General features: G+C 69.1%; 22 protein-coding genes and 1 riboswitch. Of the genes, 14 read left to right on the top strand and 8 right to left on the bottom strand.

The window, feature by feature from the left end; genetic code table 11:
• Nucleotides 1-19: 19 nt before the first annotated feature.
• Both A176_RS01780 and ahcY read left to right on the top strand, forming a co-directional pair.
• Nucleotides 20-502, top strand: a complete 483-nt coding sequence (locus tag A176_RS01780; RefSeq protein WP_002633182.1) for a YchJ family protein — start codon at nt 20-22, stop codon at nt 500-502.
• 88 nt (nt 503-590) lie between these two features.
• A riboswitch (S-adenosyl-L-homocysteine riboswitch) is annotated at nt 591-661 on the top strand.
• A 90-nt stretch (nt 662-751) separates the two neighbouring features.
• Complete coding sequence (gene ahcY / locus A176_RS01775; RefSeq protein ID WP_002633183.1) at nt 752-2,182, top strand: adenosylhomocysteinase; 1,431 nt, start codon at nt 752-754, stop codon at nt 2,180-2,182.
• Between the two features lie 238 nt (nt 2,183-2,420).
• Here the strand turns inward: ahcY and metK are convergent, their stop codons facing one another.
• On the bottom strand, nt 2,421-3,611 hold the full coding sequence (gene metK / locus A176_RS01770; protein WP_002633184.1) for a methionine adenosyltransferase: 1,191 nt from the start codon (nt 3,609-3,611) through the stop codon (nt 2,421-2,423).
• 238 nt (nt 3,612-3,849) lie between these two features.
• Here metK and A176_RS01765 point away from each other — a divergent pair, with 238 nt between their 5' ends.
• The 11 genes from A176_RS01765 (at nt 3,850) to rpsN (ending at nt 13,606) form a co-directional block, all read left to right on the top strand.
• Nucleotides 3,850-4,425 (top strand): Tgt2/MlaC family protein, encoded by a 576-nt coding sequence (locus tag A176_RS01765; protein WP_002633185.1) that lies wholly within the window; start codon nt 3,850-3,852, stop codon nt 4,423-4,425.
• A 102-nt stretch (nt 4,426-4,527) separates the two neighbouring features.
• Entirely contained in the window at nt 4,528-6,666 is a 2,139-nt protein-coding gene (locus A176_RS01760) for a site-specific recombinase (protein WP_044890509.1), read from the top strand.
• 115 nt (nt 6,667-6,781) lie between these two features.
• Nucleotides 6,782-9,466, top strand: coding sequence for an efflux RND transporter permease subunit (locus A176_RS01755; RefSeq protein ID WP_002633188.1), 2,685 nt, complete (start codon nt 6,782-6,784; stop codon nt 9,464-9,466).
• Between the two features lie 69 nt (nt 9,467-9,535).
• The gene (locus A176_RS01750; protein ID WP_002633189.1) at nt 9,536-10,132 is read left to right on the top strand and encodes an MXAN_6521/LA_1396 family lipoprotein; all 597 of its coding nucleotides are present in this window, start codon (nt 9,536-9,538) and stop codon (nt 10,130-10,132) included.
• A gap of 11 nt (nt 10,133-10,143) precedes the next feature.
• Nucleotides 10,144-10,632 (top strand): MgtC/SapB family protein, encoded by a 489-nt coding sequence (locus A176_RS01745; RefSeq protein WP_021781415.1) that lies wholly within the window; start codon nt 10,144-10,146, stop codon nt 10,630-10,632.
• 162 nt (nt 10,633-10,794) lie between these two features.
• A complete protein-coding gene (rpmG, locus tag A176_RS01740) occupies nt 10,795-10,959 on the top strand; it encodes a 50S ribosomal protein L33 (protein ID WP_002633191.1) in 165 nt (54 codons plus the stop codon).
• The gene (gene zigA / locus A176_RS01735) at nt 10,956-12,197 is read left to right on the top strand and encodes a zinc metallochaperone GTPase ZigA (protein ID WP_002633192.1); all 1,242 of its coding nucleotides are present in this window, start codon (nt 10,956-10,958) and stop codon (nt 12,195-12,197) included. The genes rpmG and zigA overlap by 4 nt, the downstream gene beginning before the upstream one ends.
• Nucleotides 12,197-12,826: a DUF1826 domain-containing protein gene (locus tag A176_RS01730; protein ID WP_002633193.1), complete on the top strand. Its 630-nt coding sequence runs from the start codon at nt 12,197-12,199 to the stop codon at nt 12,824-12,826. The genes zigA and A176_RS01730 overlap by 1 nt, the downstream gene beginning before the upstream one ends.
• 11 nt (nt 12,827-12,837) lie before the next feature.
• Nucleotides 12,838-13,074: a 50S ribosomal protein L28 gene (rpmB, locus tag A176_RS01725; RefSeq protein WP_002633194.1), complete on the top strand. Its 237-nt coding sequence runs from the start codon at nt 12,838-12,840 to the stop codon at nt 13,072-13,074.
• Nucleotides 13,074-13,268: a hypothetical protein gene (locus A176_RS01720; protein ID WP_002633195.1), complete on the top strand. Its 195-nt coding sequence runs from the start codon at nt 13,074-13,076 to the stop codon at nt 13,266-13,268. The genes rpmB and A176_RS01720 overlap by 1 nt, the downstream gene beginning before the upstream one ends.
• A gap of 32 nt (nt 13,269-13,300) precedes the next feature.
• Nucleotides 13,301-13,606 (top strand): 30S ribosomal protein S14, encoded by a 306-nt coding sequence (gene rpsN, locus A176_RS01715; protein WP_002633196.1) that lies wholly within the window; start codon nt 13,301-13,303, stop codon nt 13,604-13,606.
• A 12-nt stretch (nt 13,607-13,618) separates the two neighbouring features.
• Here the strand turns inward: rpsN and A176_RS01710 are convergent, their stop codons facing one another.
• From A176_RS01710 to A176_RS01680, 7 genes are all read right to left on the bottom strand, one after another.
• Nucleotides 13,619-14,062, bottom strand: a complete 444-nt coding sequence (locus tag A176_RS01710) for a hypothetical protein (protein ID WP_002633197.1) — start codon at nt 14,060-14,062, stop codon at nt 13,619-13,621.
• A 134-nt stretch (nt 14,063-14,196) separates the two neighbouring features.
• Complete coding sequence (gene ptsP, locus A176_RS01705; RefSeq protein WP_044890510.1) at nt 14,197-16,050, bottom strand: phosphoenolpyruvate--protein phosphotransferase; 1,854 nt, start codon at nt 16,048-16,050, stop codon at nt 14,197-14,199.
• A 46-nt stretch (nt 16,051-16,096) separates the two neighbouring features.
• Nucleotides 16,097-16,375, bottom strand: coding sequence for an HPr family phosphocarrier protein (locus A176_RS01700; RefSeq protein WP_002633201.1), 279 nt, complete (start codon nt 16,373-16,375; stop codon nt 16,097-16,099).
• A 17-nt stretch (nt 16,376-16,392) separates the two neighbouring features.
• Nucleotides 16,393-17,160 (bottom strand): PTS system mannose/fructose/sorbose family transporter subunit IID, encoded by a 768-nt coding sequence (locus tag A176_RS01695; protein ID WP_002633203.1) that lies wholly within the window; start codon nt 17,158-17,160, stop codon nt 16,393-16,395.
• Nucleotides 17,157-17,873 carry a PTS sugar transporter subunit IIC gene (locus tag A176_RS01690; protein ID WP_002633204.1) on the bottom strand — a complete coding sequence of 239 codons (717 nt, stop codon included), beginning with the start codon at nt 17,871-17,873 and terminating at the stop codon, nt 17,157-17,159. Before A176_RS01690 ends, A176_RS01695 begins: the two co-directional genes overlap by 4 nt.
• A 4-nt stretch (nt 17,874-17,877) precedes the next feature.
• Nucleotides 17,878-18,363 (bottom strand): PTS sugar transporter subunit IIB, encoded by a 486-nt coding sequence (locus A176_RS01685; protein ID WP_002633206.1) that lies wholly within the window; start codon nt 18,361-18,363, stop codon nt 17,878-17,880.
• Between the two features lie 33 nt (nt 18,364-18,396).
• Entirely contained in the window at nt 18,397-18,819 is a 423-nt protein-coding gene (locus tag A176_RS01680; protein ID WP_002633208.1) for a PTS sugar transporter subunit IIA, read from the bottom strand.
• A gap of 530 nt (nt 18,820-19,349) precedes the next feature.
• Between A176_RS01680 and A176_RS01675 the strand changes: the two genes are divergently transcribed.
• Nucleotides 19,350-19,844: a peroxiredoxin gene (locus tag A176_RS01675; RefSeq protein ID WP_002633210.1), complete on the top strand. Its 495-nt coding sequence runs from the start codon at nt 19,350-19,352 to the stop codon at nt 19,842-19,844.
• The last annotated feature ends 405 nt before the right edge of the window (nt 19,845-20,249 follow it).

The following is a 20,249-nucleotide window of genomic DNA, read 5'->3' as shown; positions in this document are numbered from 1 at the left end:
GGTAGGCTCGGACCGCACCATGCCCCCTGCCCCCCTCTGTCCCTGCTCCTCCGGCCAGCGCTACCGCGAGTGCTGCGCGCCCTTCCACCGCGGCGAGGCCGAGCCGCCCGACGCCGAGCGCCTCATGCGCAGCCGCTACAGCGCCTTCGCCCTGCGCGAGGTGACCTGGCTGTGGCACACGCTGCACCCCAGCCACCCGGACCGCGCGCGGCCCCAGGACGAGGTGCTGCGCGAGCTGCGCGCCTTCGCCCAGGCGCACCAGTACCCGAAGCTGGTGGTGATGGACCGCGCGGCCCCGGATGAAAGCGGCCTGGCGCAGGTGCTCTTCTTCGCGAAGGTGTTCGAGAAGGGAAAGGACCGCTCCTTCGTCGAGCGCTCCGACTTCCGGCATGACGGCACCGGCTGGCGCTATCTGTCCGGTGTCCCCCTGGAGCCCAAGGCGCTGTCCGTCCCGCCCGAGTCCCTCACCCTGGCCACGTTCCCCCGCCAGGTGGGCGTCTGAAAGTGGATGAAGCAGGCTGTCCGCCTGCCCTGGGGGGCGGCAGTCTCTCGTTGAAATGATGGGGCCCTTCTCATAGGTTCCCGCACGACTTCGAGGAGCGCTGCGAGGCCGGACACGGCCCCAGGCTCGAAGGGAATCACCCAACGGCGCTCACCTGTCCGCGTCTCTCGCGAGGGTGAGTCGTCGCAGCAAGCCAACCCGAACTTCCCGCGCCCGGACGCCGCGCCCGCTGGACCAGGAGCCATTGCCATGACCGCTGCAACCAAGTCCCAGAAGCAGGATTACGCCATCGCCGACCTGTCGCTCGCCGACTGGGGCCGCAAGGAAATCCGCATCGCCGAGAGCGAGATGCCCGCGCTCATGGCCATCCGCGAGGAGTACGCCAAGACGCAGCCCCTCAAGGGCGCGCGCGTGACGGGCTCGCTGCACATGACCATCCAGACGGCCGTGCTGGTGGAGACGCTCCAGGCGCTGGGCGCCGAGGTGCGCTGGGCGTCGTGCAACATCTACTCCACGCAGGACCACGCCGCCGCCGCGCTGGTGAAGACGGGCACGCCCGTGTTCGCGCACAAGGGCGAGTCGCTCAAGGAGTACTGGGACTTCACCCACCGCATCTTCGAGTTCGGCCCCGCGGGCAGCGAGCACGAAGGTCCGAACATGATTCTGGACGACGGCGGTGACGCCACGCTGCTCATGCACCTGGGCAAGCGCGCGGAGAAGGACGCCAGCCTCCTGGCCAACCCCCAGAGCGAGGAAGAGCGCGAGCTGTACGCCGCCATCAAGGCGAAGCTGGCCGAGGACGCGACCTGGTACACGCGCAAGAGCGCGAAGATTCTCGGCGTCACCGAGGAGACCACCACGGGCGTGCACCGCCTCCAGGAGATGTCCGTCAAGGGCACGCTCCTGTTCCGCGCCATCAACGTCAACGACAGCGTGACGAAGAGCAAGTTCGACAACCTGTACGGCTGCCGCGAGTCGCTGGTGGACGGCATCAAGCGCGCCACCGACGTGATGGTCGCCGGCAAGATCGCCGTCGTCGCGGGCTACGGCGATGTCGGCAAGGGCTCGGCGCAGGCGCTGCGCGCGCTGTCCGCCCAGGTGTGGGTCACCGAAATCGACCCCATCTGCGCGCTCCAGGCCGCCATGGAAGGCTACCGCGTCGTCACCATGGACTACGCCGCGGACAAGGCCGACATCTTCGTCACCGCCACGGGCAACAAGGGTGTCATCACCCATGACCACATGGCGAAGATGAAGGACCAGGCCATCGTCTGCAACATCGGCCACTTCGACAACGAAATCGAGGTCGCCTCCCTGGAGAAGTACCAGTGGGAGGAGATCAAGCCGCAGGTCGACCACGTCATCTTCCCGGACAACAAGCGCATCATCCTGCTGGCCAAGGGCCGGCTGGTGAACCTGGGCTGCGGCACCGGCCACCCCAGCTACGTGATGTCCAGCTCGTTCGCGAACCAGACCATCGCGCAGATCGAGCTGTACTCGCAGAGCGCCAACTACGAGGTCGGCAAGGTCTACGTGCTGCCCAAGCACCTGGACGAGAAGGTCGCCCGCCTCCAGCTCAAGAAGCTCAACGCGCAGCTCACCGAGCTGAGCCAGGAGCAGGCCGACTACATCGGCGTGAAGACCGCCGGCCCGTACAAGCCGGACACCTACCGCTACTAAGCGGATGCACCAGCCCTCGCCCGCCTGCCGCGGGGTGAGGGCCCGCGGTGCCGTTCCGAAGAGTCGCGGGCCGGCCAGCACCGCATGCGCGGCTGAGCCGCGACGGGAAGCGGGCGCACCGGCGTGAAACATCCGCTGAAACACAACGGGCCGCCTCCCCATGTGGGAGACGGCCCGTGTGCTTGCGGGCCCCGCGCTTCGTGGAGGAAGCACGGGGCCTGGCGTCAGGCAGCCGGACTCAGACGGCCTTCAGGCGGCGGCCACCCGTGGGCGCGGCGCTCTTGGCGGCGTCGCGGAGCGCGTCCTTCTTCTCCTCGATGCGCTCCCAGGTGAACTCCTTCTCGGTGCGGCCGAAGTGACCGTAGGCGGCGGTCTTCTGGTAGATGGGCCGCAGCAGGTCCAGGTACTCGGTGATTTCGCGCGGGCGCAGGCCGAACGTCTTGCGGACGGCCAGGGCGATGCGCTCTTCCGGAACCGTGGCGGTGCCGAAGGTCTCCACCATCACGCTGACGGGCTCGGCCACGCCGATGGCGTAGGACACCTGCACCTCACAGCGGCGGGCCAGGCCCGCGGCCACCACCGTCTTGGCGATGTGACGGCCCATGTACGCGGCGGAGCGGTCCACCTTGGACGGGTCCTTGCCGCTGAACGCGCCGCCACCGTGACGACCCATGCCGCCGTAGGTGTCCACGATGATCTTCCGGCCCGTCAGGCCGGAGTCACCCATGGGGCCACCCACCACGAAACGGCCGGTGGGGTTGATGAAGAACTTCGTCTTGTTGTCGATAAGCTTCTTGGGCAGCGCCTTCGCGATGACGTCCTCGCGGATGGCCTCCTGGATCTTCTTGTTGGAGACCTCGTCGGAGTGCTGCGTGGACACCACCACCGCGTCGATGCGGGCGGGGCGGCCGTCGCGGTACTCCACCGTCACCTGGCTCTTGCCGTCCGGGCGAATCCACGGGTGCGCCTTGCGGCGCGCGTCCGCCAGGCGGCGGGTGATGGCGTGCGCGTAGTGGATGGGCGCGGGCATCAGCTCCGGCGTCTCGTCGCACGCGAAGCCGAACATCATGCCCTGGTCGCCGGCGCCCTGGTCCTTCTTGTTGTCGACGCCCCGGGCGATGTCCTGGCTCTGGCCCTCGATGGCCACCATGACGCCGCACGTGTTGCCGTCGTAGCCCATGGCGCTATCGGTGTAGCCGATGCGGCAGATGGTGCTGCGGACGATCTTCGGGATGTCCACGTAACAATTCGTCGTCACCTCTCCAGCGACGATGGCGAGGCCCGTCTTGACGAGCGTCTCCACGGCGACGCGCGCCTGGGGGTCCTTGGCGATGATGGCATCCAGCACACCGTCGGAGATCTGATCGGCGATCTTGTCCGGGTGGCCTTCAGTGACGGATTCGGACGTGAACAGGAAGTCGGTAGGCATGTCGTCTCAGAAGCTGCGCTGAGAGTGCGCGCAGGGGGCGGACACTAAACGTCGCGTCCTAGAGGAGTCAAACGCGCAAGAGGGCTCCATCATTCATCTTTTCGGAATCTGGCAGGGCCCACCAACCGGGCGGGTTCGGCCGAACGGCCGCCATCCCCACAGGCGTGAATTTCGCGAGGCGCCGGACGTTCCCTTGGGCTAACAGACGTCCGGCATTCGCTCTGGAGGAACCCCTGACATGAACGCCCGCTTCCGTACCCTCACCTTCCTGGCCACCCTCGCTTTCGCCATGCCCGCGCTCGCCGCGAAGGACGACGCCGTCGCCAAGCCGGTGAAGACCGTGGTGCAGTCCGTGCGCTACGAGCGTGACGCGCTGGCCCTCAAGCACTTCGGCAGCGAGGAGCAGGGCAAGTTCCTGCTCGGCGAAGACTGGGCCAAGGGCACCGATGCGCAGCGCAAGGAGTTCGTCACGCTGTTCCAGGACCTGTTCGCGAACATCGCCTTCCCTCGCGTGCGGGACAACTTCAAGAACCTGGACTCCATCACCTACGAGCCCGCGCAGGTGCAGGGCAACGAGGCGACCGTGGCCTCCACCGTCTTCATCAAGCACCCGCTGAAGACCCAGGAGATGAAGCTGAAGTACCGGCTGGTGAAGGAGGCCGCCGCGTGGAAGGTCGTGGACGTGACGGTGCTGGGCTCGTCCATGCTGCAGGACATCCGCGACACGCAGGTCAAGCCGCTGGTGGCGCAGGGCGGCTGGGATCTGCTGCTGGAGCGCATGCGCACGGAGCTGGCGAAGGTGAAGAAGAAGTAGCCCGCACCTGCCCGGCGGCCGGGCCACCAGGCATCCCGGCCGCCCCGCGGTTTTCGCGACGGCGGCGCATCACGTAGAGTCGAACTCCCCCCTGCCTGGCCGATGACCGACCCCACCCCCGTCCACCCCGCCGCGACCAAGCCGCAGCCCTCCGCCCGTGAGGTGGACGCCTTCTGCATGCAGTACGCGCCTCGGGCGCCCGGCCACTCCGCCGTGCGCGACCTGTACCGGCTGCTGTGCGACGTGCCCGAAGGCCCCCTGGAGCAGCGGCTCCAGTGGGTGGAACGCTGGATGCAGTGGCTGCGCGAGCGCATCCCCGCCCACGGGCTGGTGGACGCCGCCGAGCCGGAAATCTCTCCCGCCGACAGCCGCCTGGCCCTGCTGGTGCGCGTGCTCGAGGGCGAGCCCGCGATGCGCGCCGCCGTCACCCGGCTGGTGGCCGCCGTCTGTGAAGGCTGCCGGGGACTCACGCTCTTCGCCCAGGTGGGCCTGCCCGCCGGACAGGGCTTCTTCGCCGAGGCCTCGGACCGGTTCGCCCGGACCGTGCTTCCCGCGGTGCCCGAACCCGGCAAGTTGTCGGAGCTGCTGCTGCGCCTGTTCCCACACCCGGACGACGCGAAGTGGCTCGCCCGGTTGCCGCCCGCGCGCCTGGCGCAGTTGGCGGCCCTGGTGGGAGAGCCCAAGCCCCCCGAGCCCGCGCCCGCCGCCCGCGTCCGCGCCGACCTGATGGATGCCCTGCTGCTGCTGGCGGTGCAGTTGGCGGCGCTGGGCATGGCCGAAGACGTGCGGGACCGCAGCCCGGAGACGGCCTTCCGCGCCTCGCCCTTCCTGAGGCTGCGGATGTTGTGCGACTCGGTTCTCGCGCGAGACGGCGCGCCAGACACCCTGCGGGATTTGAGCACGTGCGTGGCGGACTGCCGGCAGGTGGTGGCCAGCGTGTCGCGCCACCTGGAGGACCGGGGCGTCAGCGTGGACCTCGTCTACCGGCTGGAGCGCATCCGCCGGGGCTTGAAGCGCATGGAGGCCATTGCCCGGGTGCTGGGCTCCCCCCGGGGCGAGGCGCGCTGGCGCGAGGCGATGACGCTCGTGTCGGACCTGCTGCGGCGCGCGCACGAGGACCGCTCCGTGGTGGAGCTGGTGAAGCGCAACGTGCGGATGCTGGCGCGCAAAATCATCGAGCGCGCGGGCCACTCCGGCGAGCACTACATCACCAGCACCCGCGAGGGCTTCCACGCCATGGTGCACTCCGCGGCGGGCGGTGGCCTGGTGACCGCGGTCGCGGTGGCGAACAAGACGTTCCTGTCCGGCCTGCTGCTGGCGCCCTTCTTCACCTTCATGGCCGTGGGGCTGAACTACGCCGCGGCCTTCTTGCTCATCCAGCTCCTGGGCTTCACGCTGGCCACGAAGCAGCCCTCCGTCACGGCCGCCACCCTGGCGGGCGCGGTGGGCGAGGGCGCCCGGGGCGAGCGGCTGGCCAGCCTGGTGGAGCTCATTCCCCGCATCACCCGCTCCCAGCTCGCGGCCTTCGCGGGCAACCTGGGCGTGGTGGCGCCCACGGCCGTCGTCTTCGCGCTGGGGTACCAGTTCCTCACCGGCCACGGGTTCATGAGCCCCGCCAAGGCACAGGCCACGGTGGCCTCGCTCCACCCCTGGAAGAGCGGCACGCTGCTCTTCGCGGCCATGACCGGCGTCATGCTGTGGATGAGCAGCGTGGCCGGAGGCTGGCTGGAGAACTTCGTCGTGTACCGGCGGCTGCCGGAGGCGCTCGCCCACCACCCGATGCTGCGCCGGCTGCTGGGCGAGGAGCGCGCGCGACGACTGGCGGATGGCTTCCAGCACGCGGCCTCGGGCCTGGGCGCCAACGTGGCGCTGGGCTTCCTGCTGGCGCTGGGACCGGTGGTGGGCCGCTTCTTCGGGCTGACGCTGGATGTGCGACACGTCACCTTCGTGCTCGGTTCGCTCGCCCTGGCCGGCACGTCCCTGGGCGCCGACGTGGTGCTCCAACCCGCGTTCCTGTGGGCGCTGGCGGGCATGGTCCTGACGGGCGCCATCAACTTCGGGGTGTCCTTCTCCCTGGCGCTGGGGGTGGCCGCGCGCGCCCGGGACGTGCCCAGCCGCGAGGCCCTGCCCTTCCTCCGCGCCGTGCTCACCCACCTGGCGCGGGACCCACGCTCGTTCGTCTTGCCTCCCAAGGAGCCGGAAAACGACGTGCTGCGCGTGTCCGCGCCGCCCGCGAACTGAGTTTTATTCCCCAAGGGGCGCGGCTTTCGCCCCCGGGGGCCCGGGGCCGGGCAGCGGCCTGGCGGCTTGGCTTTGCCTTTCGGGCCAGGGCTTTTGCCGGTAGGGTCCCCGCCGCATGAGCGGCGATAGAAATTCGAACTCCCACTCCCGTTTCGCCCACGCCTTCGCCGGACTGTTGGTCCAGCGGGCAGGCTCCGTCCTCCTCGTGATGCTGGCCCTGCTGGCCGTATCCCTGTGGGGAACGTCGAAGCTGCACATCAACTCCAACCAGCTCGACCTCATCTCCCAGGACCTGGAAGAGGTGAAGGACGTCAAGCAGGTCATCGACATGGTGGGCGGCAGCGGCTTCCTCATGGTCGCCCTGCGCTCGTCGGACGAAGCCGCGATGAAGCGCACCGCGGACGACCTCGCGGCCATCCTCCAGGCGGACAAGGAGAACGTGCGCAACGTCTCCTACAAGCTGCCCGTCGAGTTCATCCAGCAGAACATGGTCCTCTTCGTGAAGACGGAGGACCTGGTCGAGGGCAAGCGCCGCATCATGGAGTTCCTGCGCGACAAGCTGAAGCGCAGCAACCCGTTCTTCATCGACCTGGGCGGCTCCAAGCCCGTCGAGCTGAACATGCAGGACCTGGTCGACAAGTACTCTTCCATTGGCAAGAAGAGCATCCGCGACGACTACAACATCTCCAACGACAAGAAGATGTTGATGCTGCTCGTCAAGCCGATGTGGGACAACACCGAGATTGGCAAGACGAAGGAGTACCTGGAGCGGCTCAAGGGCCAGATTGACGCGTACTCCGCGCAGCCCGGCAAGGTGAAGCTGGTCGAGGACTACAAGCTGATGGGCGATGACAAGACCATCGCCTACGGCTTCACCGGCTCCTACAAGACGACGGTGGATGACTCCTACGCGATTGAAGATTCGCTGGAGCCGGTGACGCTCATCGCGCTGGGCTCCATCTTCCTCATCACCATCATCTTCTTCCGCAAGCTGGCGCCGACCTTCCTGGTCGTCATCGGCACGGTGGTGGGAACGCTCTACACGCTCGGCTTCACCTACGCGACGGTGGGCGAGCTGAACATGATTACGTCCATCCTGGGCGGCATCCTGCTCGGCTTCGGCATCGACTACGGCATCCACTTCATCTTCCGCACGCGGCTGGAGCTGGGCGCGGGCAAGCCGTACGACGTGGCCATCCGGGACGCGGTGATGAACGCGGGCCGTCCGGCCGCGGTGGCCGCGGTGGTGACCGCCGGCTCCTTCTTCGTGCTGATGGTCAGCGAGTTCCGCGGCTTCAGCCAGTTCGGCTTCCTGGCCGGCGCGGGCACCCTCATCCTGGGCCTGACGCTGTTCTGCTGGAGCGCGTCCATCCTGGCGCTGGCCGGCCGCATCAACCCGGAGCTGCCGCAGAAGCTCATCGGCATCATGAAGCCGCCGCCCACCAACTCCGCCACCACGGGCAAGGAGCTGCGCATCCCCAAGCCGAAGCTGGTGCTGGGCGTCAGCACGGCCATCGTCGCGCTCATCTGCGCCGCCGCGGTGCCCTGGGCCGGTTCGGAGGAGCCGCCCAAAGGCGTGGAGCTGGGCTTCTTCGAGCGCCTCAAGTACGGCGTCAGCTTCAACTACAACACCCGCGCGCTCATCCCCGACGGCATGTCGTCCGTGCTGCTCCAGGACGAAATCAACGAGCGCTTCAACATCTCCAGCGACCCGATGGCCATCTACACCAAGGACCTGGACGAGGCCGAAGGTGTGTACCGGGAGCTGACGCAGAATCCGGAGAAGTACCCCTCCATCGACCAGGTGGTGAGCATCTTCACCTTCGTGCCTCCGGCGGAGACGGCCGCGGCCAACGCCAAGGTGCTGGAGGAGTGGAAGGCGGAGATGGCGCAGCTCGAGGCGGACGGCTTCTCCGTCGCCGCGCTGCCGCCGGAGATGCAGGCCAACGCGGAGTTCTTCCAGAAGGTGCTGGACGCCAAGCCCTTCGACGTCCACGGCGTGCCGGCCAACTACACCGCCCAGTTCCGCAACCTGCCCTCCGCCAAGCCGGAGAACCACGGCTACCTGACGTACATCTACGCCAGCGTGGACCTGATGGACGGCCAGAAGATGCTGGCGTTCTCCGACGAGACGCGGGTCATCAAGGCCTCGTACACCCCGGGCAAGTTCGACCAGGACGCGTGGGACCCGAAGGCCCCCACGGTGGAGAAGGAGTTCCGCGCCGCGGGCGCCACGCAGCTCTACGCGCGGCTGGCGCGCATCGTCCTCTGGGACGGCAAGCTCACCGTGGTGCTCACCGCGCTGTGGATCCTGGCCATGCACTTCCTGGACTTCCGCAACGTGAAGCTGGCGCTGGCGTCGGTGATTCCGCTGGGCGTGGGCGTGGCGATGATGCTCGGAATCATGGCGCTGACAGGGCTGCGCCTGAACTTCATGAACATCATCATCCTGCCCATCCTCCTGGGCTTCGGCGTGAGTCACGGCCTCTACCTGCTCCATCGCTTCCTGGAGGGCACATCCCCCCTGGTGGCACTGCGCAGCGTGGGCGCGGCCGTGGCGTCCTCCACGCTGACGGCCGTGGTGGCCTTCGCGGCGCTGCTGGCCGCGGCCCACAACGGCCTGCGCTCCATGGGTCTGGTAGCGTGCATTGGCCTCATCACCACGCTGGTGGTGTCCTTCACCGTGCTGGCCGCGGTGATGCAGCTCATGTACGACCGGCGTCAGCGCGAGTCGGGCAAGCCCTCGGGTGAGGGCGGCTCGGCTGGCGGTGGCAAGGACTCCGAGCCGAAGGCGGCCTGAGCCGTCTGGCCCGGGCGTGCATCTGACGGAGGCCCCCTTCCCAAAGAAGGGGGCCGGGAGAGGGACATCATGATGAAGCGACTGTTGCCCGTGCTCGGGCTGGGCCTGCTGTCCGGATGCTCCGCGGTGAAGAGCCAGCGGCTCCGCCCCGACTACGACACGGTGGACAAGCACCAGGTGAAGCGGCTGGTGGTGGTGACGCAGCCGCTGCCCGACGGCAAGGTCGCCGTGGGCGAGCTGTGGAGCCTCATCGCCCGCCAGTGGGTGAACCAGAACCGGGACTTCCTGGTGAAGGAGAGCGCGGCGCTCCCCGACGTCCCCACCGACGCCACCTTCAAGGCGCTGTGCGTGGAGGGCCTCGAGGGCGTGCTGTGGCTGTCGCCGCAAATCGCGCTCAGGGGCAGCGGCGCCGAGGCCGCCGTGGTGGCGAAGCTCGTGCGCTGCCGCGACGGCGAAGAGGTCTGGTCCGCCGAGGCCGCCGGGAGCTGGAACTCCAAGGACGCGGACTACGAGCAGCGCATTGGCCAGTACGTCCAGGAGCTGGGCGAAGAGGTGGCCCCCTACGTCGTGCCCACCAGCAAGCTGCTGACGGCCACGCTGGACACCCTGCCCAATCCCGAACTGAACGACGCCGACAAGGACGAGAAAATCGAGCTGGGTGAGTAGGTTCATCCTTCGTGGATGAGCAAACAGTCGCCCTGAGATTGGTCCTGGCCGCCCTGTTGGGTGGCGTGCTGGGACTGGAGCGTGAGGTGCGCGGCCAGGCCGCGGGGCTGCGCACCCACATCCTCGTCTCCCTGGGCGCCTGTTGTTTCACGCTGGCCAGCGTCTTCATTGAAGTGGCGCTGGGCCCGCACACGCCCGAGGGGACCCGGGGCGACATCAGCCGCATCGCCAGCCAGGTGGTGGTGGGCATCGGCTTCCTGGGCGCGGGCGTCATCCTCCGCCAGAACGGACAGGTGAAGGGCCTGACGACGGCGGCCAACCTCTGGCTCACCGCCTCCGTGGGCCTGGCCGCCGGACTCGGCTTTCCCTTCGCCGCCCTCACCACCACCGCCATCGCCTTGATGTGCCTCGCGGGCCTGCGCCCGCTGGAGCGCGCCATCAAGCGGTACCGCGCCCGCCGGGGCCTCACCCGCGAGCAGGACGAGGACGACCCCGCCTGACGGCGCGCACGCTTCCGCGCACGCCCGCCTGCAGCGAGCCTTGCGCCAATAACGCAACTTAGTTACAACAACACTCCGGACACCAAATCGAATTCTGGCGTGTCATCGCGGCGGCCCCTGGCCGCGGCATGCCCCGTCATGTCCGCACAACCGGAGCCCACCATGCCCAAGGGAAACCGAACCATCATCCAGCTCGTGTCGTCGGCCGGGACGGGCTTCGTCTACACGACGACGAAGAACAAGCGGAAGTCGCAGGAGAAGCTCCACCTTAGGAAGTACGACCCGCGCGTGCGCAAGCACGTGCTGTTCGTGGAGGGCAAACCGTGACGGCACCCCGGCTGCCCGTCACCGTGCTCTCCGGCTTCCTGGGCGCGGGCAAGACGACGCTGCTCAACCACGTCCTCCAGAACCGCGAGGGCCTGCGGGTGGCGGTCATCGTCAACGACATGAGCGAGGTGAACATCGACGCCCGGCTGGTGAAGGCGGGCGGCGGGGCGCTGAGCCGCGTGGACGAGAAGCTCGTGGAGCTGTCCAACGGCTGCATCTGCTGCACGCTGCGCGAGGACCTGCTCCTGGAGGTCTCCCGGCTCGCGCGGGAAAGCCGCTTCGACTACCTGCTCATCGAGTCCACCGGCATCTCCGAGCCCCTGCCCGTCGCGGAGACGTTCACCTTCGCGGACGAATCCGGACAGAGCCTGTCGGACGTGGCGAGGCTGGACACGCTGGTGACGGTGGTGGACGCCCTGCACTTCCTGCGGGACTGGAACGCCGCGGATGACCTCGCCGCGCGAGGACTGGCCGCCGCGGACGAGGACGAACGCACCGTGGTGGACCTGCTCGTGGAGCAGGTGGAGTTCGCGGACGTGCTCGTGCTCAACAAGCTGGACCTGGTTCCAGAGGCGGAGGCCGCCCGGCTCCGGGACATCCTGCGCAAGCTCAACCCCGGCGCGGCGCTTGTCCCCGCGGAGCGCGGGCGCGTCCCGCTGACGGCGGTGCTCAACACCGGCCGCTTCGACTTTGAACGCGCGCGCCGCTCGCCCGGCTGGCTCCGGGAGCTGCGGGGCGAGCACACGCCGGAGACCGAGACGTACGGCATCCGCAGCTTCGTCTTCCGCAGCCGCGTGCCCTTCCATCCCTCCCGGCTGTGGGACTTCATCCACGGGAGCTGGCGGGGCGTGCTGCGCTCCAAGGGCTTCTTCTGGCTCGCGTCGCGGATGGACATCGCGGGCGTCTGGGCCCAGGCGGGCGGCGCGTGCAGCTTCGAGCCCGGCGGCATGTGGTGGGACGCGATGCCCCGCGCGGAGTGGCCAGAGGACGCCGCGTCCCGCGCCGACATCGAGCGCGAGTGCGTGGGGCCCCACGGTGACCGGCGGCAGGAAATCGTCTTCATCACCCAGGACGCGGACCACGAGGAGATGGCGCGGCTGCTCGAGGCCTGCCTGCTCACGCCCGAGGAGCTGGCGCGGGACTCGGCGCAGTGGGCGCAACTCCAAGACCCGTTCCCTGAATGGGTGGTGCTGCGGACCGACGAGGCCGAACCGTCACGGGAAGCGGAGGGCGCCTGATGCCACCCGCGCACGCCCTCCCCGCCCACCCCGAGGAGACCCAGGCCTTCGTGTGGACGCCCGAGGCGCTCACGGACATCTACCGTGAAGGGCTCAACCTCTGCGTCTGGCGCAGGGGCTTCGACGCACCGCTGACACATTGGCTCAACGAGGTGACGGCCACGCACGCATTGAACGTCATCGCGCGCGTGCGCGGCGACGCCCCGGACCTGCGACCCCGGCTCGAAGGGCTGCCCCAGGGGCCCTTGTTCGAGGCCTGGCTCGCGGGCGTGCACTTCCTGGCGCGGCTCTACGCGGACCTGTTCGGCGCGGCGGAGCTGGGAGTGCGCCTCCAAATCCTCGGCGAAGACATATGCCCGAGCTTCCACGTGGACCGCGTGGGCGTCCGGCTGCTGTGCACCTACGCGGGCCCGCCCACCGAATGGCTGGAGAACGCCCATGTCCTGCGCGGCGCGCGGGGTCCCACCGCGAGGCCAGGGGCGCCCGTGCGGGCGCTGGAGCGCTTCGACGTGGCGCTCCTCAAGGGCGAGTCGTGGCCCGACAACCGGGGCAACGGCGCCGTGCATCGCTCCCCCGCCATCGCCGGCAGTGGCCGACGGCGGCTCTTCCTCTCCATCGAAGCACTCTAGAGGCCCCCACCATGTCCAAGGTCTGCCAGGTCACCGGAAAGCGGCCGCTCGTCGGCAACACCGTGTCTCACGCCAACAACCGGCACAAGCGGCGCTCGCTGCCCAACCTCCAGTGGCACCGCTTCTGGGTGCCCAGCATGAACCGCTTCGTGAAGCTGCGGGTGAGCGCGCACGGCATCCGCATCATCAACCAGCGCGGCATCGACCGCGTCGTGCGGGAGCTCCTCGCGGAAGGCGTGAAGCTCTGATGCGCCGCCGTGATGGGCGTCCCACCCGCGCGCCGAGGCTCCGGTGCGCCGCGCGGCACCGGCCGCATGGCCGTGAGTACGCGCCGCCCCTGATGGTGGACGTCGCCGGGGACGACTCGGACGAAGCGCCAGCGCCGCCCGCCCACCTCAACGTCGTGCCCTCCCCCGAACCCCTGAGCGAGTCCGTCTCCTGACGACGAGGCCTCGCACCGAGAAAGACACCGTCATGGCGAAGAAGAGCAAGGTCGCGCGCAACGAGCAGCGCAAGGCCCTGGTGGCGAAGTACGCGAAGCGCCGCGCGGCGCTGAAGGCGCGCGTCCGCGACGTCTCCCTGTCCTACGAAGAGCGCCGCGAGGCCCAGGACGCCCTGGCGTCCCTGCCCCGCGACTCGAACCCCAACCGTGTGACGAATCGCTGCGCGCTCACCGGCCGGCCCCGCGGCAACCTGCGGCGCTTCGGCCTCTCGCGCATCGCGCTGCGCGAGAAGGCCCTCCGGGGAGAGATTCCCGGCGTCATCAAATCAAGCTGGTGAGCCTGGCGCGGCTCAGTGGCGCGTGTGCCGGCGTGAATCCGTCGGCGCCTCACGGCGAGGCGCCGCGTCATCACCGCCGCCCGCCCAGTGCTGCGCCATCCCGGACGCCTGGCGCACGGAGGGCGACGAAGGCTCCTCGTCGGCGTCCTCGTCCGCCCAACCCAGCCCGCCCGTGAGGTCATGCTGGAGCGGCAGCCCCGCGGTGGTGGAGGTGCGCCGCGAGGGCGCCAGCGCCTCGGGACGCAGGTCCGGCAGCTCCGAGAGCTCTCCGCGCAAGTAGACGTCGTCGCCGTCGATGTCCGTCACATCCGAGAAGGCCAAGCGGCAGTCGCGCGTGAAGAGGCGCCCTCTGCCAATGAAGAACCCGGCCGCATCCGCGGCGATGATGGTGCCCACCTTCTCACCATCCCGGTCTCTCGCTGTCATGCCCATCTGGATGTTCGCGGGATTGAACATGCTTGCTCCTGGGGCGAGCCGTATGCCCGTCCCAGCAAGTTGCACATGCCCGTCCGCAACCGGAATCCCCTTCGGGTCCGGTAGGCGTGTTGGCAAGCCATCGCCGTACACCCCGCCCTCATGGGGGCGGGGGCTCAGGCCGTGTTGCGCCCGGAAGGCGGTGCCCCGTGCTCCCGCGGCTCATGGTCGGCGGGCTCCGGGTTCCCTACACCCGGGGCCTCCGGCTCCATCGTCTCGCTGAAGCGGCGGTCCATCTCCGTGCGCACGTACCGCTCGATTTCCTCCGCGGTGGTCAGCTCCATGGCGTTCTGCAGGAGCTCCATGGCGTCCGTGCGGCTGACCCGGCGAAGCAGACGCTTCACCACCGGAATCTGCCCCGACGTCATGGACAGCTCGTCGAAGCCCAGCGCCAGCAACACCAACGTGTAGAGCGGATCTCCCGCCATTTCCCCACACATGGCCACGGGGATGTTAGCCGCCCGCGCCGCGTCGATGATGCCGCGCAACTGCCGGAGCACGGACAGGTGGAGGGGGCGGTAGAGGTAGGCCACCTCGCGGTTCTGGCGGTCGATGGCCAGCGAGTACTGGATGAGGTCGTTGGTCCCCACCGAGAAGAAGTCGGCCTCCTGGGCCAGGCGGTCCGCGATGGTGGCCGCGCTGGGCGTCTCCACCATGATGCCCACGGGGAAACGCTTGCCGATGGGCACGCCCGCGCGGCCCAGCTCCGTGCGGCAGGCCTCCAGCTCGCTGCGGGCCTCGCGCAGCTCGCTCACGCCACAGATGAGGGGGAACATCAGCCGCAGGTTGCCGTGCACGCTGGCGCGCAGGAGCGCGCGAAGCTGCGTGCGGAACAGCTCCCGGTTGGACAGGCAGTAGCGGATGGCCCGCAGGCCCATGGCCGGGTTGGGTTCCTTCTCGTGCTTCGTCTTGCCCGGCACCTTGTCGCCGCCCAAATCCAACGTGCGGATGGTGACGGGACGCCCGCCCATGGCCTCGAGCACCTGCCGGTAGGCGCGGTAGTGCTCCTCCTCGGTGGGCGCCGTCTTCCGGTCCAGGAACATGAACTCGGTGCGGTACAGGCCAATGCCCTCCGCGCCGTGCGCCAGCAGCGAGGGGATCTCCTCCAGGAACTCGATGTTGCCGTTGAGGCGAATCTGGAAGCCGTCCGTGCTGACGGCGGGCAAATCCTTGGTGGCGAGCGCCAGCCGCTCGCTCTCTTGATAGCGGCGCTGCTCCTCGCGGAAGACGGCGAGCTGCTCCTCCGAGGGGTTCACCAGCACCACGCCCCGGATGCCATCCATGGCCACCAGGTCGCCCGGGGAAATCTGCTCGCTGGCCCGGCCGGCGCCCACCACCGCGGGCGTCTCCCGCGCGCGGGCGACGATGGCGGTGTGGCTCGTCTGGCCGCCCAGGTCCGTCACGAAGCCCGCCACCCGGCCACTGCGCGCCATCAGCGCGGCGTCCGCGGGGGACAAGTCATGCGCGACGACGATGGCCTCGGCGGGGACCTCCACCTCCTCGTCCACCACCTGCCCCATCAGGTTGCGGATGATGCGGTCGGCGACATAGTCGACGTCCGAGCGGCGCTCGCGGAAGTACTCGTCCGGGATGTTGTCGAACAGGTGCTTGATTTTGCGCGCCACGCGCCGGACGGCCCACTCGGCGTTGATGCGGTCCTCGATGATGAGCCGGTTCACCTCGTCCACGAGCATGGGGTCGTGGAGCATCAACCGGTGCGCTTCCAGGATGAGGGCGTGGTCGCTGCCCTCGGTGCGCGTAATCTGGTCCTTCAGCTCGGCGAGCTGCCGGTCCGACAGGTCGATGGCGGTCTTCATCCGCATCCGCTCGGGCTCGACCTCCGCCTCCGCCAGACGCAACTTGGGCGTGCGGATGCGCTTGCGGTCCAGGATGAAGGCATGCCCCACCGCGATGCCGGGAGAGGCGCCGATGCCCAACAACCTCAGAGTGGGGGTGGCCTGGCTGCTCACGATTCCTTCCGCTCCTGTCCCGCTACCGCGTTATCCCAACAGCCCGTCACTGCGCCTCGCCGAAACGGTCTCCAATGAGCTTCGCCAGCTCCTGGAGACATGCATCCGCGTCGTCGCCCTTGCAGGTGAGCTTCACCTGGGTGCCCTGCGCGGCGGCGAGCATCAGCACGCCCATGATGGATTTGGCATTGGCCCGCTGTCCCTGGGCTTCGATGGTGACCTCGCTCTTGAACCGGTTGGCCACCTTGACCATCTGCGCCGCGGCCCGGGCGTGGAGCCCCAGCGCGTTGATGATCTCGTACGTCCCTTCGACCACGCTTGCCATCTCGACTCCCACTCTCCTTAAAGGAATGCTCCCGCCACGCAGGCCAGGCCCGCCGCGACATAGAGCACCACGTAGTTCGGCACCCGACGACTCACTAGCACGTAGGACGCCACCCCCAAGGCCAGGCACCCGGCCGCCAGCAGGGGCGCATACAGGCCACCCGCGTTGGTCCCGAACGAAACCGCCAGCCAGGCGGCCACACCGCCCGCGCTGGTCGCCGCCACCGCCCGCAGCCGCGCGCCCCGGGCGGGGAGATTCGCGCGCGCCACCGCCTCCACCAGTTGGTCTCCCAGCGTCAGGCCCAGCCAGTACAGGCGCACCCGCAGCAGCACGTGGACCAGGTTGTAGAGGACCAGGAACAGCGGCACCGCCCACACGCCCAGGAGCGGCACCAGCGCGGCGCTCACCGCGCCCGTCGCGGGCTTGAGCGACAGCCAGAAGAAGCCGTCCCCCAGCGCCGCCAGCGGGCCCATGAGCGCGGCCTTGAAGGCCACCACCTTGTCCGGCGTCTCCTCGCCCTGGGCGATGCGCTGCTCGTGGTTGATGACGCCGCCGACGATGGCCGCCGCCACGTAGGGGTGCGTGTTGAAGAAGACCAGGTGCCGGCGCACCGCCTCCTCGCGCGCGGCGCCCGCCGGGTACAGCGCGGCCAGGGCAGGGTAGACGGCGTAGGCCAGCCCCAGGTTCTGCATGCCCTTGGGGTTCCACGACGCCTGCAGGAAGAGCGAGCGCAGGAAGACGCGCAGCAGCACCCCGAAGCCCAGCGTCGCGGGGGCCGTGCTCATCGGGCCTCCAGGAGCAGGACGCTGACGACGGACACCGTCACCACCGCCGCGCCCAGCCCCGCGTAGAGCGGCGCGCGCCGGGCGTGGCTGCCCTGGGCCGCGATGGCCGCCGCCACGGACGCCATGGCCGGCCAGGCCCACGCCAGCCCGCGCACCACCACCGGCGGAAGCGCCTGGAGCAGCGGCTCGATGTAGAAGCCCAAGAGCGCGCAGAGCGCGGTGAGCGCGCCGTACACCCCGAAGTGGGGCCACATCCCCCACAGGTTCTGCCGCATCGCGCGCGTCAGGTCGCCCGCCTCCGCGGAGGCCAACGCCACCCGCGCCAGGCGCGCCGTGTAGCCCTCCAGCAAGCGGTCACCGCGGCGGCCCACGCGCCCCAGGCCAATGAAGAGCAGCACCGCCAGGGACCAGATGGCCGGCGTGGAGCCCGCGCCCGTGGCCGCCGACAACGTGGCCGCGGCGGCGCTGGCGCCCGTGGCCGCCAGGGTGTCGTTCTCCGGCAGGGCCGCGCCCAGGTTGGCGGTGCCCAGGAAGAACAGCTCCAGGAGCATGCCAATGGCAAGCCCCGAGGCCACGTCATCCAGGAGAACGCCCATGACGGTGGCGGCGACCAGGGGCCGGGACAGCATGGCCTGGAGGAACGCCTTGCGCTCCAGCGCCACCAGTCCGCCCCACAGTCCCGCGAGCGCCACCTGGGTCCAGACGACGCTCACGCGCTCACCCGGCCTTTGCCCACCGCTCGTGGAGGTCCGGCAGGTCCACGGGCTTCTCCGCCGGTACCGCGCGGGCCGCCACGCGGACGCCCTGGTCGGAGAGCTGCTGGAGCGTCTTCAGCTCCGCCTCCGCCAGGAAGACGGACGGAGACACCTGCCTGCGGCCGGTGCCGAAGTGCACGTTGCCCAGATTCAGCTCATCCATGGCGAGCCCGTGCGCGTGCGCGAAGGGCACCGAGGCCACGTCCCGCAGCAGCACCAGGGTGCGCACGCCGTCCTTGGACAGGGCGGCGAAGTCCACCTGGGACAAGGGCAGAATCTGCACCTCGATGGCGCTCTGGACGGCCAGCGCCATGGCCGCGCGGATGAGCGGGCTCGACGCCGCCTCGTCATCCGCCACGACGACCCGGGAGACTTTGAGAAACGGGAGCCAGGCCTCGACGACCTGACCATGGATGAGGCGGTTGTCGACGCGGACCAGGGTGATCACGGCAGTCTCGAATCGCCGACCCGCGCGGGTCCGTCAAGTTCGCGGCTGCTGCTGGGCCTCGCGAAGCAGGGCGGATGCGCAGGTGATGTTGCGCTGGCCATGGGAAGCCAGCTGGTTGGCCATCTCCGGTAGCGACAACTCCTCCGAACGGAGCGAGTTCGCCTTCAGCAGCATGGGCAGGTTGACGCCAGCAAGGACCTCCACATTCATTCGCTGACACATCATCAGCGACTCCTTACAGGGCGTACCTCCGAAGAGGTCGGCCAGAATGATGACACCGGAGCCCTCATCCACGCGGGCAACCGCCTGCTTCATCTTCGCCCGGAGTTCCTCGACGGGAGTCCCAGGCTCGATGTTACAGGTTGCCACCGCGGGAAGCTCTCCCACGATCTGCTCAGCGGTGGAGACCAGCTCCTCCGCCAGACGTCCGTGCGCTGCGACGACGAGGCCGACCATGTCCGCTCCTGACCAACCCCCCGAAGCTGCGTCCTACGCCTGAACGAAGCGCAGCGCAACTCCGGCGAAAGTTTCCGCCCTGACCTCTGACCTAAGCTGTCTCTGCCTGCAACGAAAACTAAGGCGACCACAGCGGTGGTGCCCGAAATTTCGGGTCCGGCCGCGCACAGGGCTGTCGCCTGCCGGACGGGGGAGCGCCATCGCATCCCCCACACTCTAGAGATGCGCCGCGCGCCCTGAAGATTCAAAAGGGCGCGGCATCAAATATTAGGCGCCGTATCAATCCGAGTTGATGCACCGTTCAGGCGTTGCGACATGTGTCCTGGTGGGTGGTCTGCCCGGAAGGCAGGCAAGCGTTCCCGGGTCGACGATGACGCCCCTCCCTGGGGTGACGCATCCCCGCGTGCATTCCCCGCGCGGGAGGCATGTGGCGCGGCGACTGGCGGATTACTTGTGGGCGCACGGCGGGCCAGATGGGATGTGCCCGGCGTTGAACGCACCGGCCGACTCCGGGGCGACGCGAGGACGGCATGGCCAAGACGAAGCTGCTGAAGCAAGGCGACGCGGTACCCGACATCACCCTCACGGGCGCGAACCGCCAGCCGGTGCGGCTGCGCGAGCTGGTGGGACAGAAGGTGCTCGTCGTCTACTTCTACCCGAAGGATGACTCGCCGGGCTGCACCGCGCAGGCGTGCAGCTTGCGGGACCAATACGAGGATTTCGTCGCCGCCGGCGCGGACGTGGTGGGCATCAGCGGAGACTCGTCGGAATCGCACGAGGGCTTCGCGACGAAGCACCGGCTGCCCTTCAAGCTGCTCAGCGACGAGCGCGGCGAGGCCCGCGAGGCGTTCGGCGTGTCCACGTCGTTCCTGGGCCTGCTCCCCGGACGCGTCACCTTCGTGGTGGACCGCTCGGGCATCGTGCGCGACAGCTTCGAGTCGCAGATTCGCGTCGGCGAGCACGTGCGGCGCGCGCTGGACTTGGTGCGCACGCTGGCGCAAGAAGGCGCGTCCGCGGCGAAGTAGCTGCTTGCTGTCCAGACGGGCGCGCGGCACGTGCGCGCGGAGGAACGCGAGTGCCAGCACCGCACGCGCCCGTCCCATTCACGAACGGTCCGCGAGGGCCCCGCGCGCCTCGCGCGCAAGAAACGCACTCGGGAGCCTGCGCCGCCGCCCGTGCGCGCATGCTGGCCCGCGCCTTGCTCAATGCCCTTTCGACTTCGCGATACACGCGGAGCGAAAGGAACGGCGTCATGCGTTTTCCGGACGAGAACCTGTTCGACGAAGTGGTGCTCAACCTGGGGCCGTTGATGGCCATGAAGGTGGTGGGCGTGGTGCTGCTGCTCACCGCCTACGTGCGCCCGTTCTGATTCACGCGCCGGTCTGCCCGTGCAGGAAATGCGCGCCCCTGAACGCCACCGAAAACGTCAC

It is taken from the genome of Myxococcus hansupus, assembly GCF_000280925.3.
Lineage (GTDB): Bacteria > Myxococcota > Myxococcia > Myxococcales > Myxococcaceae > Myxococcus > Myxococcus hansupus.
The sequence above is the reverse complement of the archived record's forward strand: the minus strand, read 5'-3'. Positions and strand labels throughout refer to the sequence as shown.

Coding starts and splice junctions, on each gene's coding strand:
- A176_RS01680 (WP_002633208.1), bottom strand. CDS start 18,819: ATGGTCGGCCTCGTCGTCGCAGCGCACGGACGTCTGGCGGAGGAGCTG.
- metK (WP_002633184.1), bottom strand. CDS start 3,611: ATGCCTACCGACTTCCTGTTCACGTCCGAATCCGTCACTGAAGGCCAC.
- A176_RS01760 (WP_044890509.1), top strand. CDS start 4,528: ATGACCGACCCCACCCCCGTCCACCCCGCCGCGACCAAGCCGCAGCCC.
- A176_RS01700 (WP_002633201.1), bottom strand. CDS start 16,375: ATGGCAAGCGTGGTCGAAGGGACGTACGAGATCATCAACGCGCTGGGG.
- A176_RS01720 (WP_002633195.1), top strand. CDS start 13,074: ATGCGCCGCCGTGATGGGCGTCCCACCCGCGCGCCGAGGCTCCGGTGC.
- rpmB (WP_002633194.1), top strand. CDS start 12,838: ATGTCCAAGGTCTGCCAGGTCACCGGAAAGCGGCCGCTCGTCGGCAAC.
- A176_RS01675 (WP_002633210.1), top strand. CDS start 19,350: ATGGCCAAGACGAAGCTGCTGAAGCAAGGCGACGCGGTACCCGACATC.
- A176_RS01765 (WP_002633185.1), top strand. CDS start 3,850: ATGAACGCCCGCTTCCGTACCCTCACCTTCCTGGCCACCCTCGCTTTC.
- rpmG (WP_002633191.1), top strand. CDS start 10,795: ATGCCCAAGGGAAACCGAACCATCATCCAGCTCGTGTCGTCGGCCGGG.
- A176_RS01755 (WP_002633188.1), top strand. CDS start 6,782: ATGAGCGGCGATAGAAATTCGAACTCCCACTCCCGTTTCGCCCACGCC.
- A176_RS01695 (WP_002633203.1), bottom strand. CDS start 17,160: ATGAGCACGGCCCCCGCGACGCTGGGCTTCGGGGTGCTGCTGCGCGTC.
- ahcY (WP_002633183.1), top strand. CDS start 752: ATGACCGCTGCAACCAAGTCCCAGAAGCAGGATTACGCCATCGCCGAC.
- rpsN (WP_002633196.1), top strand. CDS start 13,301: ATGGCGAAGAAGAGCAAGGTCGCGCGCAACGAGCAGCGCAAGGCCCTG.
- A176_RS01730 (WP_002633193.1), top strand. CDS start 12,197: ATGCCACCCGCGCACGCCCTCCCCGCCCACCCCGAGGAGACCCAGGCC.
- A176_RS01750 (WP_002633189.1), top strand. CDS start 9,536: ATGATGAAGCGACTGTTGCCCGTGCTCGGGCTGGGCCTGCTGTCCGGA.
- A176_RS01710 (WP_002633197.1), bottom strand. CDS start 14,062: ATGTTCAATCCCGCGAACATCCAGATGGGCATGACAGCGAGAGACCGG.
- A176_RS01780 (WP_002633182.1), top strand. CDS start 20: ATGCCCCCTGCCCCCCTCTGTCCCTGCTCCTCCGGCCAGCGCTACCGC.